Source organism: Paenibacillus sp. FSL R5-0486 (assembly GCF_037975155.1).
In the GTDB taxonomy this organism is placed as follows: domain Bacteria; phylum Bacillota; class Bacilli; order Paenibacillales; family Paenibacillaceae; genus Paenibacillus; species Paenibacillus amylolyticus.
Window position 1 is genome coordinate 6,775,130 of the sequence record NZ_CP150237.1, and the last position, 15,343, is coordinate 6,790,472.

16 protein-coding genes are annotated in these 15,343 nt (G+C 46.5%); 10 read left to right on the forward strand and 6 right to left on the reverse strand.

Annotation, left to right across the window (positions count from 1 at the left end; all coding sequences use genetic code 11):
• Positions 1-204: 204 nt before the first annotated feature.
• Positions 205-2,517: an ATP-dependent DNA helicase gene (locus MKY01_RS29930; RefSeq protein ID WP_036667896.1), complete on the reverse strand. Its 2,313-nt coding sequence runs from the start codon at positions 2,515-2,517 to the stop codon at positions 205-207.
• Positions 2,518-2,686: 169 nt separating this feature from the next.
• On the opposite strand from MKY01_RS29930, the gene MKY01_RS29935 reads away from it, so the two are divergent.
• The 4 genes from MKY01_RS29935 (at position 2,687) to MKY01_RS29950 (ending at position 5,946) form a co-directional block, all read left to right on the forward strand.
• Positions 2,687-2,899, forward strand: a complete 213-nt coding sequence (locus tag MKY01_RS29935; RefSeq protein ID WP_036612923.1) for a helix-turn-helix transcriptional regulator — start codon at positions 2,687-2,689, stop codon at positions 2,897-2,899.
• The gene (locus MKY01_RS29940; RefSeq protein ID WP_051447287.1) at positions 2,889-3,203 is read left to right on the forward strand and encodes a hypothetical protein; all 315 of its coding nucleotides are present in this window, start codon (positions 2,889-2,891) and stop codon (positions 3,201-3,203) included. The genes MKY01_RS29935 and MKY01_RS29940 overlap by 11 nt, the downstream gene beginning before the upstream one ends.
• A 92-nt stretch (positions 3,204-3,295) precedes the next feature.
• Entirely contained in the window at positions 3,296-3,793 is a 498-nt protein-coding gene (locus MKY01_RS29945; RefSeq protein WP_036612926.1) for an antibiotic biosynthesis monooxygenase, read from the forward strand.
• A gap of 170 nt (positions 3,794-3,963) precedes the next feature.
• Complete coding sequence (locus tag MKY01_RS29950; RefSeq protein ID WP_339284633.1) at positions 3,964-5,946, forward strand: LTA synthase family protein; 1,983 nt, start codon at positions 3,964-3,966, stop codon at positions 5,944-5,946.
• A 184-nt stretch (positions 5,947-6,130) separates the two neighbouring features.
• Here MKY01_RS29950 and MKY01_RS29955 read toward each other — a convergent pair whose 3' ends face one another.
• On the reverse strand, positions 6,131-7,024 hold the full coding sequence (locus MKY01_RS29955) for a LysR family transcriptional regulator (RefSeq protein WP_339284635.1): 894 nt from the start codon (positions 7,022-7,024) through the stop codon (positions 6,131-6,133).
• Positions 7,025-7,190: 166 nt separating this feature from the next.
• Between MKY01_RS29955 and MKY01_RS29960 the strand changes: the two genes are divergently transcribed.
• Entirely contained in the window at positions 7,191-8,048 is an 858-nt protein-coding gene (locus tag MKY01_RS29960; protein ID WP_076319308.1) for an alpha/beta hydrolase, read from the forward strand.
• Positions 8,049-8,207: 159 nt separating this feature from the next.
• Here MKY01_RS29960 and MKY01_RS29965 read toward each other — a convergent pair whose 3' ends face one another.
• From MKY01_RS29965 to MKY01_RS29980, 4 genes are all read right to left on the reverse strand, one after another.
• Complete coding sequence (locus MKY01_RS29965) at positions 8,208-8,879, reverse strand: GNAT family N-acetyltransferase (protein WP_339284637.1); 672 nt, start codon at positions 8,877-8,879, stop codon at positions 8,208-8,210.
• 46 nt (positions 8,880-8,925) lie between these two features.
• Complete coding sequence (locus tag MKY01_RS29970; RefSeq protein WP_339284639.1) at positions 8,926-9,600, reverse strand: GNAT family N-acetyltransferase; 675 nt, start codon at positions 9,598-9,600, stop codon at positions 8,926-8,928.
• 254 nt (positions 9,601-9,854) lie between these two features.
• Positions 9,855-10,712, reverse strand: a complete 858-nt coding sequence (locus tag MKY01_RS29975) for a carbon-nitrogen hydrolase family protein (protein ID WP_127551468.1) — start codon at positions 10,710-10,712, stop codon at positions 9,855-9,857.
• A 109-nt stretch (positions 10,713-10,821) separates the two neighbouring features.
• Complete coding sequence (locus MKY01_RS29980) at positions 10,822-11,706, reverse strand: LysR family transcriptional regulator (protein WP_047840818.1); 885 nt, start codon at positions 11,704-11,706, stop codon at positions 10,822-10,824.
• A gap of 161 nt (positions 11,707-11,867) precedes the next feature.
• On the opposite strand from MKY01_RS29980, the gene MKY01_RS29985 reads away from it, so the two are divergent.
• The 5 genes from MKY01_RS29985 (at position 11,868) to MKY01_RS30005 (ending at position 15,280) form a co-directional block, all read left to right on the forward strand.
• The gene (locus tag MKY01_RS29985) at positions 11,868-12,239 is read left to right on the forward strand and encodes a CidA/LrgA family holin-like protein (RefSeq protein ID WP_017691758.1); all 372 of its coding nucleotides are present in this window, start codon (positions 11,868-11,870) and stop codon (positions 12,237-12,239) included.
• Positions 12,236-12,916: a CidB/LrgB family autolysis modulator gene (locus MKY01_RS29990; RefSeq protein ID WP_076251772.1), complete on the forward strand. Its 681-nt coding sequence runs from the start codon at positions 12,236-12,238 to the stop codon at positions 12,914-12,916. Before MKY01_RS29985 ends, MKY01_RS29990 begins: the two co-directional genes overlap by 4 nt.
• A gap of 105 nt (positions 12,917-13,021) precedes the next feature.
• Complete coding sequence (locus MKY01_RS29995; protein WP_047840820.1) at positions 13,022-13,540, forward strand: AbrB/MazE/SpoVT family DNA-binding domain-containing protein; 519 nt, start codon at positions 13,022-13,024, stop codon at positions 13,538-13,540.
• A gap of 127 nt (positions 13,541-13,667) precedes the next feature.
• Positions 13,668-14,363, forward strand: coding sequence for a Crp/Fnr family transcriptional regulator (locus tag MKY01_RS30000; RefSeq protein ID WP_315372401.1), 696 nt, complete (start codon positions 13,668-13,670; stop codon positions 14,361-14,363).
• 77 nt (positions 14,364-14,440) lie between these two features.
• Positions 14,441-15,280: a DNA alkylation repair protein gene (locus tag MKY01_RS30005; RefSeq protein WP_255319949.1), complete on the forward strand. Its 840-nt coding sequence runs from the start codon at positions 14,441-14,443 to the stop codon at positions 15,278-15,280.
• The last annotated feature ends 63 nt before the right edge of the window (positions 15,281-15,343 follow it).

The following is a 15,343-nucleotide window of genomic DNA, read 5'->3' on the forward strand; positions in this document are numbered from 1 at the left end:
TATAACCGACCTCCTTGATTGCTTTCGAAGCGGACCGCGGAACGGATAGGGTAATCGCCGTTGTTCGTTCGTTGCTAACCAAGTTATAACCCTTTCACCCTACCCTTCAATCATATAAAGGAAAGAAATTTGAGAAAAATGTTAAACTTCTTGGTTCAGCATTTGCCTGATTCCATTGAAAATTACTGTGGAGATGCATCATATTCAAATTCGTTTATAGTCCCGCCACTCCTCGGGCAACAGGGAACGATAAGGTTCCTGGATAAACCGATCGTCGACCAGCACCAGCACACCCCTGTCTTCCTCCGTCCGAATCAGCCGTCCACCCGCCTGCAGCACCTTGTTCATACCCGGGAAAATATAGGCGTAATTGAATCCGTTGCGTCCTGTCCGATCATAGTAATCACGTAATACGTTGTTCTCCAGACCAATCTGCGGCAGCCCCGCACCTACCACAACGACGCCATTCAAGCGGTCTCCCGGCAGATCGACACCCTCCGAGAATACGCCACCCATGACGGCAAATACCAAGCGTGTTCGTTCAGGATTCGGCTGAAATCCATCCAAAAACTGCTCCCGTTCCAGTTCGTTCATGCCTTGCTTTTGTATGACCGTATCCGCTTCATTCGGAAGTTGTGCATAGGTTTCATATATCTCGCGCATATAAGGATAGGAAGGGAAGAATACCATCAGATTACTGCGCGGCCATTCACTTACCAGCTGTTGCAGCATCTCCGCAATGGGTCGCCGGGACTGTTCCCTGTCCTTATAACGCACGGATAAGGGCAGGAGTCTCACATCCAATTGTTCGCGCTGAAATGGAGAGGGAATCTGCAATGTATAATCCTCTTCCTCTGCACCCAGCATATCCCGATAATAGCGAAGGGGTGACAATGTGGCCGAAAAATGAATGAGGGAGCGGAATCCTTTGGCCGTCTGACGAAGCAGTACCGAAGGATCGAGACAAAATAACTTCACTCTCACTTCACTTCGAACACACTCTGCATACGTAATAAAACGTTCATCATACAGCTTGGCAATACGCAGGAAATTCTGTGCCGTGAAGTAGGCATCCAACAGCAACTGATCCGTCTCGGCATTCCCTGAACCACCTTCAACAAGACATTGCTCCGCAACCATGACAAAAGGCTCCAGTCGTTCAATCAGTTCCTCCGGTGCTTCCTGCTGGATGATCTTTCCTTCTTCTCCACCGTTTTTCCGAAGGGTAATCAGATACTTATCAATGGCCCCGGTGTAGTCAACAATGGCTTTGGCAGCAGGCACACTGCTGTCCAGCGACTGGAACTCTCTTTTCACATCCAGAAATACTGCCTTCTCCAGCTCAGCGGAAAACATCATTCGGCCACGATCCACCAGATTATGAGCCTCGTCCACCAATAACACCGTCTTGCGTTTCTGCTCCTCCAACATTCTTTTCAGAGAGATCCTCGGATCGAAAATATAGTTATAATCACAGATCACCGCATCGGCAGCATATGCCGCATCCAGAGAAAACTCAAAGGGACACACCCGATGTTTGCGCGCATACTGCTCGATGACCGGACGTGTCATCAACGTCTCATGTTCCAGCATGTCCAGCACGGCCCCGTTAATACGGTCATAATATCCTTCACACATGCCGCATTGCCCCGTATCACAAGCTTCCTCTTCTTTAAAACATATCTTGTCCTTCGCGGTCAGACTGATCACATGCATCTTCAATCCTTCCGATTGCATCCGGGCAAAAGCTTCTTCCGCCGCCACCCGTGTCGTCGTCCTCGCGGTCAGATAGAACAATCGGCTTGCTTCGCCTTCGCCAATCGCTTTGACCGTGGGGAACAGTACGGACATCGTTTTACCAATGCCTGTTGGTGCTTTGGCCATCAATCCCTGACCCTCACGGATTGTTTTGTAAACGGCTCCTGCCAGCTTTCGCTGTCCCTCCCTGTATTTGCGAAAAGGAAACGGCAGCTCTTTCACACTGATATCACGCTTTTCTTCATATGCAGCGATCATCTCTGCATATGGCGCATAACCGGCAATCACTTCTGCCGCAAACTGCTCCAGTTCCTGTCGTTCTGCCATTCGGCGAAACCGTCTTTCTTCATGGGTAACCGAATGCACATACGTCAACTGAACTTGCATACGTGGTTCGTCTTGCTGAACGGCGTACATATAGGCATACATCATCGCCTGCGCCCAGTGTACGGGAAGACCTTCTCCCAGATCATCCAGATTGCCCGCAGTTGATTTGATCTCATCCACCGTCAACTGACCCTCCAACCGGATCAGACCATCACATCGTCCCTCCACCACATAGGTCAGATCCCCATGTTGAATCTCAGCTTCGAGCACAATCTCTTTGAGATCCTCTTCCGTGTACTCCTTCTGTACCCGCTGATGAATTCGAGTTCCCTCCTGCATCGAGGCATTGGTCCGGAACCCTGGACGTATGCTGCCACTGCGGTACACATACTCCACCAAAGGTCTAACCGATATCCGAATTGTTGTTGTCATACGATCACCCGTTCTGTTTGTAGTGATTATACTTTATCATGAAATATGCTTTTGGACACAGCACCACCTCGAAGAAGTGGAAAATATTATAAAGAGAGATTGACATTCCATCGTCGCATAAGTAAAGTTAACTTTACGTAAAGCGAACTTTACTTATGGGAGGATATACTTGCAAAATCTAATCAGAGACAAACGAATACATATGCACATCACACAGGAAGAACTGTCTCAACGGCTAAAGGTCTCCAGGCAGACCATCATATCGTTGGAATCCGGAAAGTACAAACCTTCTCTTGTGCTTGCTCACAAGCTTGCCCAATTATTTGGCTGTCAGATCGAGGAATTATTTATTTTTGAAGGAGATGAGAATATTGAGTTCTGAATTACTGAATCGGATGATCGGGATCGGTGGAATTGTAGCTGGTTTGTTATTTGCAATACTCATTATTTTTTTCACAAGGTTGATTGCAAAAAAGCAAAACGGACTGGATGAGCGGTACCTCTATTGTATCACGAGAGCAAAAGCCTTCTCCTGGAATGCGACCACTATCAGTCTTGCTCTGGCTTGGATCCTCGTAGTTATGCTAGACGGAATATCGCTTTCCTTTTTCATTATTACTGCAGTGTTTGTCATTCATTGTTTATCTTCTATTGCGGCAAACCTATACTACTCAGCTCGGAATTAGCCCACCTGTCCGATACATGTGAACCGATTGGACTCGCACAATCCCATATGCTATGTTGAAGTGGATTGTATTTATATGAGGAGGCAGCTTCTATGTATATCTATTTGGTTCCTTCACCGATTCCGGATGCACTTGCTGCATACCCGCATCTGACTTTGCGAAGCGAAGAGCACGTGCGTCTGGCTATTGAATCCGCAGAACGCCTGATGAATATTGAGTCTGATGATAAAGTAGCGGCATATGAAGCTTTTGATGCCGCAGGCTCCTGGACTGGCGGTGGTTACGCTGTTCTCAACAATATCCCTGTCACAGAGGATGGTCGTAACGACTTCGAAGAACGGTTCAAGAACCGTGCCCGCAAGGTAGAAGACGAGCCTGGCTTTGTTGGTATTCGTGTGCTTCGTCCTCTGAAGGATGACACGTATGTCGTACTTACACTCTGGCAGTCGGAAGAACACTTCAAAGGCTGGCAGGAATCCCAAGCATATAGTCACGCTCACCGTAACCGCAGTACAAGCGAAGGCCTGACCGCACAGAAGCCTACCATGTTCCCCAGACCTTCTTACGTCACAACGTACACTATAGAATAACGAAATTGGGTCGCATCTGGCTTTTATCGCAGTGGCCCATGTTTTTCAAACCTCTTCCTGCATGGAAGAGGTTTTTTGCCGTCAATTGTAGAAGGCTCTCATTTTTGACACAGCCATGCTGAGATAGGATAATACTTGTTAAATGAAACTTCGGAAGGGAAGGCGGTACCTTGTCACGCAGTTCACTCACCCGATTTCTAAGCGGACCGTTTATATTCTTTACCATTATCATGATGATCAAAAGTTCACTGGCCTGGATTGTTATCTTCGATGACATCCCTGTCTGGAAACCACTGCTGACCGAATTGCCGCTCATCTGGATCGGCTTCTGTCTAATTGAGTGGTTTGCTGCCAAGCGGCGAATGTGGATATACCTTGCCATGAATTTGCTGCTCTCAGGGATTTTCTTTGCAGCCATCATGTACTACAAATACTATGGCGTAATCGTTAACTATCATGCGTTGGCACAAGTGAATCAGGTGACCTCGGTCAAGAGCAGCATGTTTTCTTTGCTTGACCCCTATTATTTGTTTATTTTTGCAGACGTTCTGATCATTGGGGGGATACTCATTCGTCGTCGGATCAAGCTCGGGAGTACAGAACGTCCGAACCGCATTCCGCTTGAACGACGTGCCAGAAGAAGGGTTGCCTCGGTCATTCTGACCTTGTCCATGATCCTGTGCATGCTTAACATCTATCCCAATCGGGCCAGCATGAGTGAGCTTACACAAGCAGAACAGATGGGCATCCTCGGTTACGAGGCGTATACCATCCTGGATCGACCTGATAAACCTGTGCCCATCGCTCACATTGATCAGACTGACATCGACCAGCTGAAACAAACGACCGAACTTCCTGCGATTGTGGAGAAGGGTGCCGCGAGCGGACGCAACGTGATTATGCTCCAGTTGGAATCGTTCCAGAACTTTCTGATTGGATTAGAGGTAGATGGACAGGAAATTACGCCTAATCTGAATCAATTGGCTAGACAGAGCCTGTATTTTCCGAACTTTTATCAGCAAGTGGGACAGGGAAATACATCGGATGCAGAATTTGTTGTGAACACATCGTTCTACACCCCGCCGAACGGGGCAGCAACAACTGTATATGCGGATAAAGCTCTGCCGAGTCTACCCAAGCTGATGTCAGCAAACGGATATCAGACAGCTACATTCCATACAAATGATGTTCGTTTCTGGAATCGGGATCAGTTATACAAGGCACTTGGATTCGACCAGTATTATGATATTAATTATTTCGGCACACAGGACTCTATCGCCTTTTCGGCCTCGGATGAAGTCCTATATTCCAAAACACTGGATAAGCTGGAATCCATGCAGTCTTCGGGTGATCCCTTCTATGCCCATATCATCTCCATGTCAGCCCACCACCCGTACACTTTGCCTAAAAACAAGGTGAAGCTGACGCTGCCAGAGCGTTACAAGGATACGTTGCCCGGTAATTATCTGATATCACAGCATTATGCGGATGAGGCAGTTGGACAGTTGATTGCTGGATTGAAAGAACGGGGATTATGGGAAAATAGTTTGTTTGTCTTGTACGGGGATCACCTGGGACTTCCCATCTATTCACTGGATCGGGATGACAAAGTCCTTATGAAAGAGTTGTATGGTCGGGAATACACATCAGCAGATATGATTAATATTCCACTCATTATCTCAGCCCCGGGTGCTACTCCGGGTGTACAGCTGGAGCAGATCGGAGGCCAGGTGGACATTCTGCCAACGATTGCGGGATTCACCGGAGTATCGCTGAAGGACCAATTACACTTCGGACAGGATTTGTTGCATGAAGGTGGAAATCTCCTACCCGAACGATATTATCTTCCTTCCGGTTCCGTGCTAAACGATGCTTCTCTCTTCATACCGGCGAAAGGATACGGGGACGGAACGCATTATTCCCTAGCTGATGCGGGCAGACAAGATGCCGAGCAACAGCAGACGGGTATTCCTTCAGAAGAGATATCGAAGATTTCGGCGGAAAAGGTACCTTCAGTATTCTCCACACCCAATAACAGTGGGGTGTCTCCTTCGCGGTTTATAACCAAGGAACAATATGATAGGGCATTGGATCTTGCACACTTGTCCAACAGTTATTTGAGCCAGCTCCCGGATCGAAAGGGCGCGAACTGATTTTATTTTTTTAATATTCTAAAAAGAGCTTCATAGTGAATCACCAAGTACTGAAGTTTCTTCAAGATTACACATCTATAACGTACAAGATCAATCCTGCAAGGATGAACATGTGCGTTATTTGAATTACACACAATCTTCATTCAACCCTTTACCATTTCAGAAGGCTACAAGAGCTGATGGATCAACATTCTTTAAAATATTTCAGTAGTTCCGATTGGAAACTTTCAGCAGTAAAACTACGCTCTCGATTTTTATGAACAATCAGACCATGCGTAAAGCTTATTTTAGAAGTAAAAGGAAGAATTTTTAATCTACCCATCTTTAGTTCGTTTTTGATCGCTATTTTAGGGACCAAGGCAAAACCTTTTCCACAGCATACAAGTTCCTTGATCATCTCAAGACTTGAAAGCTCTAACGCATCCTTAACCACAATCCCTTCATTCTTTAGAACATCTACAGCAGTCGTATGATACAAACAAGATGTGCCGTTACTGATAAACACCTCGTCATTTAGAATCTGCGCCCCTACACTTTCCACTTTCCGAACCAAATCCTCAGATGCAACAAAAACAATAGTCTCTTCCATAATCGGATAAAAGAGAATGTCATGTCGCTCAGGGTTTTGAGGAACAATGCCAAAATCCAGGGCATAATCCAGCACACTTTTTAGAATATCTTGATGCGCCCCTTGTTCAACACGTAAATTTACGCTTGGAAAGTTTCTCGTATATTCCTGTACAAATGGAAGCATGCGTGTAAGAAAAAAGGATTCCTGTAGTCTAATATTTATTGTTCCGCACGGTTGATTCATATCATTCATACTTTCTTTAAGGGATTCACTTAAGTGGACATACTGATAAGCATATTTGGAAAATACTTTTCCAGCTTCCGTAGGTTCCACCCCTCGTGGAAATCGATGAAACAACTTCTGTCCGCAGATCTTCTCCAGCTGTTGAATATGAGTTGTTACTGTGGACTGGACATAACCTAAGCGCTCCCCAGCTCGGCTGAAACTCTTCTCTTCAAGCAAAGCAATAAATGCCTGAAAATAACGACCCTCTAAGGAATTTATCATATCTTTCACCCTTTTGTATTTCGATTTAGAATAGCTAGCATTCAATCTATTCATTATTCAAATAAATATATTAATTATACAATAAAAACACGTCATCACCAGTTCTACAAGTAAGTAAGAGAAATAATATTGGACTTCTTAATGAATCCAGAAGGAGATGTAAAAAATGAAGATTAGTTATCAGCACCAGAAAGTTGGAGATGTCGAAGTTTTTTATCGTGAAGCCGGGCCTAAGGATGGCCAAGTTATTTTACTATTACACGGGTTTCCATCCTCTAGTCATATGTTTCGCGACCTTATCCCCAAACTGGCAGAACAATACCGTGTCATTGCCCCTGATCTTGCTGGGTTTGGTCGCACAACAACTCCACCCCGTAGTCAGTTTGACTTCACATTTGACAGCCTGTTTCGAGTTATTGAAGGTTTCACTGAAGCATTAGCTCTTAAGAAATATGTAATGTATGTGTTTGATTATGGGGCACCTGTCGGTTATCGCTTGGCAGTGGCTCACCCGGAACAAGTTCAAGCCATTATTAGTCAGAATGGCAACGCATATGTCGAAGGGTTTAGTGACGCATGGGGACCTTGGGAGATGTATTGGCACTCTCCAACACCTGAAAATCGTGAAGCATGTCGTGATTCCTTAACCCCCGAAACTATCCGTAACTTTCAGTATCTTCATGGAACTGATGCTAGCCTTGTTTCACCAGACGGATATTCACTGGATATTGCCTACATGTCACGCCCGGAAGCCGAAGAAATCCAACTGGATTTAATCCTCGATTATAGAACAAACGTGGATCTTTATCCTGAATTTCAGACTTATTTCCGCAATTATCAACCTCCTCTTCTAGCTGTATGGGGTAAAAATGATCCTGCTTTTCTTCCTGCTGGAGCTTTAGCTTATAAGCGTGATATCCCATCTGCAGAAGTGCATTTACTTGATACTGGGCATTTTGCTCTCGAAACACATGTGACAGAGATCCATGAGCTCATTCACCACTTCTTAAAGAAAATATTTTAAATCCATCGTACATTGGCTCAATCTCAACCTTGAACTAAATAGAAAAAGCCCGTAGAAAGCAGGTCCAATAATGGCCTGTTCTACGGGCTTTTTGCATCTGTCATCATTCTTCAAGGTACTTGCAACGCCACTATGATTTAATGTTCTATCCCGTCCAGTTTACAACGGCAGTAGCGCAACCGACTTGCGAGCAGTCAATTGATCTACCATGGCAAGCCATTCTTGTGGTTTGTTAGGAAGCACTGCATAATATCGATTCAGGAAATCAGCCACTAGGCTTGCTGGCAGTTCACCAAGCGACTCATCACCTGGCATGAAGCACAGGTCCAATCCGCCAACCGCTTCACCGTCACCTTGCCAAGATGGATGAACATATGGGAAGTCCAGACGCTGATATCCCAGATGGGACAGAACTTCGCGACGCACATACGGGTCCATCGGCTTGATGCCGCCAAACTCGTGATCCTGACTCAGATAAGGGTTATAGATTTCGGCAAACATACCGAACAATTCTTTCCCGTTTGCTGCAGCCAGCTTTTGCAGATCACGCTTGCGGTGATTCGCCAGGAAACTGCCGATCCCCAGACCTTCACGCCCAATAATCGTAAAGTCCGTCATGGCTACGTTCCAATCCTCGTAATAACGGTACTCTGTCGCTCCAACAACCTGTCCCTCATGCACAGCCACGAACACCCGAATACCCGGATCTTCCAGCGGTTCTTCCCAAAGGGGGAAGTCCAGCACTTCTTCCCGCGGGAAAATCTCCTGCATCAACTTGTGCATTTGGGCAAACAATGGATCTTTAATAGATATAATACGCGTGAATTCCATGGATAAATACCCCCTCGATTGATAATGTATTTCATTTAACATTTCTTTATCTGAACGGATTCTGCCACTCCATCAGGGCTGCATAGTTGCAGGATTCCTCATCATCCAGATAGTCTGCGGTCACACCAACAGGCATGCGGCCACAGCGAAGCAGGAACGATATCACCGGGTCACGCCTCTCTCCCGCTGCTACCTGATCCAGATATTCCTGCGCAGACAGTTGGTCTGCAACCAAATGATAACCGGGCATTCTACCAGCACCCAGTAACCGATCCATCCCCTGAGCGATGACAAGGTGGTACATCGCCTGCATCATAAGCTGAGCCAGTCCCCATTTGCGGTACTTTGGACGAACACAGAGATCAACAATATACAGCGTGTTGCCATCCGGCTGGTGGTTACGAATATAACCGTCATCCGTTACTTGGGCCCAGGTATGACTTGCTGGATGTGCAGGGTCCCACTGCATCCGTAGCGAGGTCATTGATCCGGCCAACTCTCCATCGACTTCAATACAGATGGCACCCTCCGGGTAATGCTGTACATGACTGGTGAGCTGCTCGTGACTCCAGAGCAGTTCTTCCGGATAAGGAGGAGGGAAACTCTCCGCCTGAATGCGAATGAGTTCCTCAAAGTCGGCAGTAACATAATTGCGAACGACTGCCTTTACCCTTTTACCACTTCGCTCCGGATCGGTGATCAGCATTTCTTTGGTATACATGTTGCCTGTTCACCCCTTTCCACTGACAATATGAATTCCCTACTCTGTTTCGCTTCGGTTTTAATTATGTGTTCACAAAGGTCGGTTTTCAGTACCGAGAAGATGGGATGAAGCTAGAAATGGAGTAGCGGAGCGTAGGGAAGACTACGTGAGCAACGGACATTTCGGCTGAATTCCATATTCGATGCTGATGATGCCACTAGGCATCCTTCGTAATCAAAAGCGGGCTTTTTGAACAACCTCTATAAGGTTGCCTACTCCCAATCGGTATATAGATCAGTACGGCGGTCACGCCAGGTCGTTACCGATCCACGTTCACGTACCTCATACAACAAGTCCAGATCCAGATCGGCTGTCACGATCATATCGTTGTTAATCTCACCCTCGGCCAGAATGCCACGTGGCGGGAACGGAATATCATTTGGCGTAATGATCGCAGCCTGTCCATAGTTGGCCCGCATGAAATCAACGGTCGGCAGATTACCCACTGTTCCGGTTAACACAACATACACCTGATTCTCTACCGCGCGGGCATGACTCGTATAACGCACACGGTAGAATCCATGACGATCGTCCGTGCAGGAAGGACAGAAAATTACGTCTGCGCCTTTGGCTTTGGCCATCCGTACAATTTCCGGGAATTCAATATCGTAACAGGTCAGCATCGCAATACGGCCTTTGTCCGTGTCGAACACCTCAAGTCCCTCTCCGGGAGCCATGTTCCATTCCTGGACTTCGGTTGGTGTAATGTGAATCTTGTCCTGCCGCGCGATGCGACCATCCGGGTAGAACATGTGGGCTGTATTATACAGCTTCCCTTCACGTCGAATGACGTGGGTTCCCCCGATGACGTGCATGCCGTACTTGGTAGCAAGAGACGTGAATAGTTGTTCATATTGCTCCGTAAAGTTTGGCAGCTCCTCAATTGTCAGTGCATTGCCTTGTTTGTCCCCAATGGACATTAACTGCGTTGTGAAAAATTCCGGGAACAGGACAAATTCGGTTCCGTATTCACTCGCTGTCCGTATGTAATGCTCAGCCTGAGCGGCGAACTGCTCAAACGAGCTGATTGTTTGTAGCTGGTATTGTACAGCGGATACCCGCAATTTCATGTTCGTACACCTCCATCATGATTATGCTTCCATTGTAACAACGATCCGGGGTCAACAAAAGAGTATTTACACTGGGCACTAGAATGGAACAACCTTCCGATCGCTTCCCTTACTCACCCAGCATCGACTGAGTGAATCCAATCCACTCTCTCGTGGCAAATGAAAGATAACGATCCTTCCGCCAGATCATGCCGAGCTGCCATGGAATCACCGGTTCCACCACGGGTATAATGCGCACGCGCATATGGTCTACCTCACGACAGATCGTCTCCGGCAGTAAGGCTACCCCCAAATTGGCAGCAACCATCGCGCTGAGCAGATCCCACTGGGAGCTCTCATATACCACACGGGGCTGGAAGCCAGCATGCTGACAGGCCACAATAATCCGGTCATGCAATGCAAAATCCTCCCTAAACAGCACAAAGGCGTCGTTTTCCAGTTCATGCAGCGCGACCGATTCTTTTCCAGCAAGTGGATGTGAAGGGTGTACGAGCAGGTTCAGCTTCTCTTTCACAAACACAAAATGATCCAACAGCTCATCCACGGTTGGCAGTACGGCAACGCCAATATCCAGTGCACCACTGATCACATCGGCCTCCACTTTTTTGGCGCCATCCTCAAACAGCTGAATGGTCACCTGCGGGTAGGCTTTGTGAAATTCGCCAATGATCATGGGGAAAAAGCTTGATCCTACCATCGGCGGCAAACCAATCCGCAGATGGCCTTTCTTCAAATTCATCAGATCGTCCAATTCGGACGACAGACTGCGGAATGATTTTTCAATCTCAAGTGCCTGCCGAAAAAACACATGGCCTGCATCGGTTAGTTCAACTTTCTTCCCATAACGGTCCAGTAAAGTGATACCCAATTCCTCTTCAAGACTCTTGACCGTCTTGCTGATCGTGGGCTGGGTGATATACAGGACTTCGGCGGCTTTAGTAAAGCTCTGCTGCCGGGCAACTTCCAGAAAATATTGCAAATGGCGGATATCCATCGGTTGATACTCACCTCTCATAGACAAATGGAATAGTAAACATTCTTAATATGCATTTTACTCATGAAAGAATGCCATGTAAAATTTGTGATATCAAATGAATCATTTTCATTTTCATAATAACTTAAACGATTACGTTGATTATACAAGGAGGGATTGAAGTGAAAAAATGGGGCCTTGGTATTGCACAGGTTGCGCTCTTAATGGTTTTTTCACTGCTCATGGACCTACTGGCCCGTACTCTCCATCTTCCTGTACCAGGTTCAATACTCGGTATGGTTGTGTTATTCATTCTGCTTCAGACTCGTGTCGTGAAGTTGCGCTGGATTGAAGTTGGAGCTGCCTGGTTGCTCGGTGAACTATTGTTATTTTTTATCCCGTCAGCCGTTGGCATTATGAACTATATGCCCATGCTGGAGCATGACGGATTGCAGATTTTATTCATCGTACTACTTAGTACATTCCTGGTCATGTCCTGCACAGGCCTGGTGGCTACACGAATTGCCAAACGAAAGGAGCGTCACACCGGATGATTGGATTCCTCTGCCTGTTGTTAACCGTCGGTATCTATTGGGTTACCAAACGAATGTATCGCAATCTGCCTAAAGTATATCTGTCTCCGTTGCTCATTACACCGCTTCTTGTTGTTGGCATATTGCTTGCAACCGGAACGGATTATGCCACGTATAGCAGTGGTGGCAAATGGCTGAGTCTGCTTCTTCAACCGGCCACGGTGGCTTTTGCCGTACCGCTCTATACCTTTTTCCATGTACTCAAAAAACATATTTCCGAGATTGTCTTCAGTGTCATGACCGGTTCGGTCGTTGCCGTACTTTCTTCTGCCCTGCTCGCCAAATGGTTGCGCCTGGATTCCGGTCTCATTCATAGTCTGATCCCAAGATCGATCACCACCCCAATTGCCATGAACGTATCCGCCACTATCGGTGGCATACCCGCAGTGACAGCTGTTTTTGTTATTATGACTGGTCTGCTCGGAGTAATTATGGGCCCTTCCATCGTCAAAATGCTGCGCATCGATGGGGAGATTGCACGAGGCACACTGTTTGGAACCGGTGCCCATGGCACAGGGACATCCAAGGCGTTTGAACTGAGTTCCCTGACCGGTACCATCTCCAGCATCTCCATGGTGCTCGCTGCATTGTTCACTTTAGCGGTTGCACCCGTGCTTTCTAAACTTATTTTCCCATAATGGATGGAATTATCCACTTTTTTGAAATATTATTGTTGTATTAAAGCCCTTTCTTCCTTACAATAAGGACAGGTTTTTAATTGTGAATATTGCGGGGGAGATGCGATGAAAAGAACCGGAATGAAGAGATCTCTGGACCGTCTTGGACGAATTGTCCTTCCCAAAGAAATGCGGGATACGATGGAAATCCATATCGGCGATCCGCTTGAGTTTTTCATTGAAGGAAAAGAGTTGATTTTAAGAAAGTACAAATCAACATTATGTATTTTTTGCGGTGATGTAGATACGGAAATGTATTTCAAAGAACAATTCATCTGCCGGACTTGTGCAATTCAATTAAAACACCCGGATGACTCTCCCGACTGGTTCGTACCTCAGAACAAACAGGCTCCTGCACCCGTGGAGCGTCCTGCTTCCAAATCCGCCCCAGTCTCATCTCCCGCTAGGGAAGAAGGGACCACAGCTGACAACCAAGAATACCCGGACCTGCGGCCAAAGACGGCACGTATGCTGCAACAGATGAAAGAAATTGTTGAACAGAATCCCGGTTTGGCTCAACAGCAAATTGCGGAAAAGCTTGGCATCAGCCAAGGACGCGTCTCTCAATTAAAAAAGTTACTATAATCAAAATGGCATTTGATCATTTATAGTCAGAAGACCTTCCGATCAGGAAGTCCCGCTGCAAGAGAACCCGTTGTTTTTCGTGGGTTCTTCTTTTTTTTATATTCATATTGTAATGGAAAGGAGTTCTATGGATAAAATTCTGTATTTATCACAATTCGACCTCATGTCCTCCTTATCCGAGGCAGACCTGATTGAAATGGATGGGATGACTTCTATTACGACCATACCTAAAAACAGACAGATCCAGACACCCGATACGTTTACAGAAGGTTTCTATTTTGTAAAACGGGGAAAGGTTCGTTTATATACATTAAATCCAGAGGGCAAGCAGTTCACTCTCGATATTTTGACGGAAGGTAACGTGTTTGGAGAAATGAACGGAATCTCACTCGGAACACGCGCCGTTTATATCGAAACGATGGAGGAGTGTGATATTTGCCTGATGAACAAACAACGTTTTGAACAGTTTCTGATTGAACATCCAGAATTTATGATGAGACTGATGAACGTACTAAGCGAGCGGATCAAACGAATGAGCGAGTTGACACAGACGCTCGCACTCGGAAACCTGCATGAAAAGGTGTTACATAATCTCTTCCGGCTGGCTGAACAGATGGGATGGATCGAAGAAGATGAATACTGCCGGATTCAACTCGGGCTTACCCATCAGGAGATTGCCTGGATGGCAGGAGCCACACGGGAATCGGTTACGATTGTCATGCAAGACTTGGCAAAATCTGGACTTATTCGTACCGGATTCAAATCAGTCTCCCTTCATCGTGACGAAATCGCTAACCTCCGGAAAATCACTGACCACTTGTAAGATGCCTTACATCCCTGTTCTCCAGCAAGTTGTACTGTATAACTCATGATGTTATACAACCAAGGAGGAGTATACCGTTGGATGCTAAGCCAAATCTATTTATCCCTGAAGACATTTTTCTTCGCAAAGGTGCCCGTAAAGCAACGGAAATTCCTGAGCATATCCGCAATTGGCTACAAGCAGGACATATCGAATCGGTCAATCTGACCGAATGGCTGGCTGTAGATCATGTTTCTCTTTTTCAGAAGGTTACCCATGAATGGGGAATGGATGCCGAAACCAGAGCAATTACAGAGCAGTTAACACAGATGGATGAGCAGCGGATCATGAAAATCATCCCGGCCATAGCCATGCAATGGCTTGATCTGTTGAAACGTCCATCAGTCAATGAAAAAACGAATCTCTTTTGTTCCATTGCAGAGCATCGTTCAGACAGTGTTCGCTGCTGGGCGGCTTATATCATTGGGCTAGATTCCGGTCTGAACCTGACTGAAAAGTTGGAGCATATTCGGCCCTTTGCAGCAGATCATCACTTTGGTGTAAGAGAAATCGCCTGGATGGCTGTACGGGAGTCCATCTCTGCCGAATTATCCTTAGCCTTGCAGCAGTTAATCCCATGGAGCGTTGACCCTGATCCACTGATCCGTCGATTTGCCATAGAATCAATCAGACCTCGTGGCGTCTGGGCCAAGCATATTCAGGAGTTAAAAGAAAATCCGGCCATGGCCCTTCCCTTGCTTGACGCAGTAAAATCCGATGCCCATAAGTATGTACAGGATTCGGTAAGTAACTGGCTGAACGACGCCAGCAAAACCAATCCAGAGTGGGTGCGGCAGGTCTGTGCCACTTGGACTCAGCAGTCGGATACCAAACATACGCGGCGAATCGTTACACGTGCCACGCGAAGTCTGACATAAAAAAAGATGACCACCGCTTACTGGCAGTGGTCATCTTCTGCATAGGCATCCGCGTTTACATTC

Coding starts and splice junctions, on each gene's coding strand:
- MKY01_RS29965 (WP_339284637.1), bottom strand. CDS start 8,879: ATGGAATTCACGCGTATTATATCTATTAAAGATCCATTGTTTGCCCAA.
- MKY01_RS30000 (WP_315372401.1), top strand. CDS start 13,668: ATGGATAAAATTCTGTATTTATCACAATTCGACCTCATGTCCTCCTTA.
- MKY01_RS29990 (WP_076251772.1), top strand. CDS start 12,236: ATGATTGGATTCCTCTGCCTGTTGTTAACCGTCGGTATCTATTGGGTT.
- MKY01_RS29970 (WP_339284639.1), bottom strand. CDS start 9,600: ATGTATACCAAAGAAATGCTGATCACCGATCCGGAGCGAAGTGGTAAA.
- MKY01_RS29980 (WP_047840818.1), bottom strand. CDS start 11,706: ATGGATATCCGCCATTTGCAATATTTTCTGGAAGTTGCCCGGCAGCAG.
- MKY01_RS29975 (WP_127551468.1), bottom strand. CDS start 10,712: ATGAAATTGCGGGTATCCGCTGTACAATACCAGCTACAAACAATCAGC.
- MKY01_RS29930 (WP_036667896.1), bottom strand. CDS start 2,517: ATGACAACAACAATTCGGATATCGGTTAGACCTTTGGTGGAGTATGTG.
- MKY01_RS29945 (WP_036612926.1), top strand. CDS start 3,296: ATGTATATCTATTTGGTTCCTTCACCGATTCCGGATGCACTTGCTGCA.
- MKY01_RS29955 (WP_339284635.1), bottom strand. CDS start 7,024: ATGATAAATTCCTTAGAGGGTCGTTATTTTCAGGCATTTATTGCTTTG.
- MKY01_RS29960 (WP_076319308.1), top strand. CDS start 7,191: ATGAAGATTAGTTATCAGCACCAGAAAGTTGGAGATGTCGAAGTTTTT.
- MKY01_RS29995 (WP_047840820.1), top strand. CDS start 13,022: ATGAAAAGAACCGGAATGAAGAGATCTCTGGACCGTCTTGGACGAATT.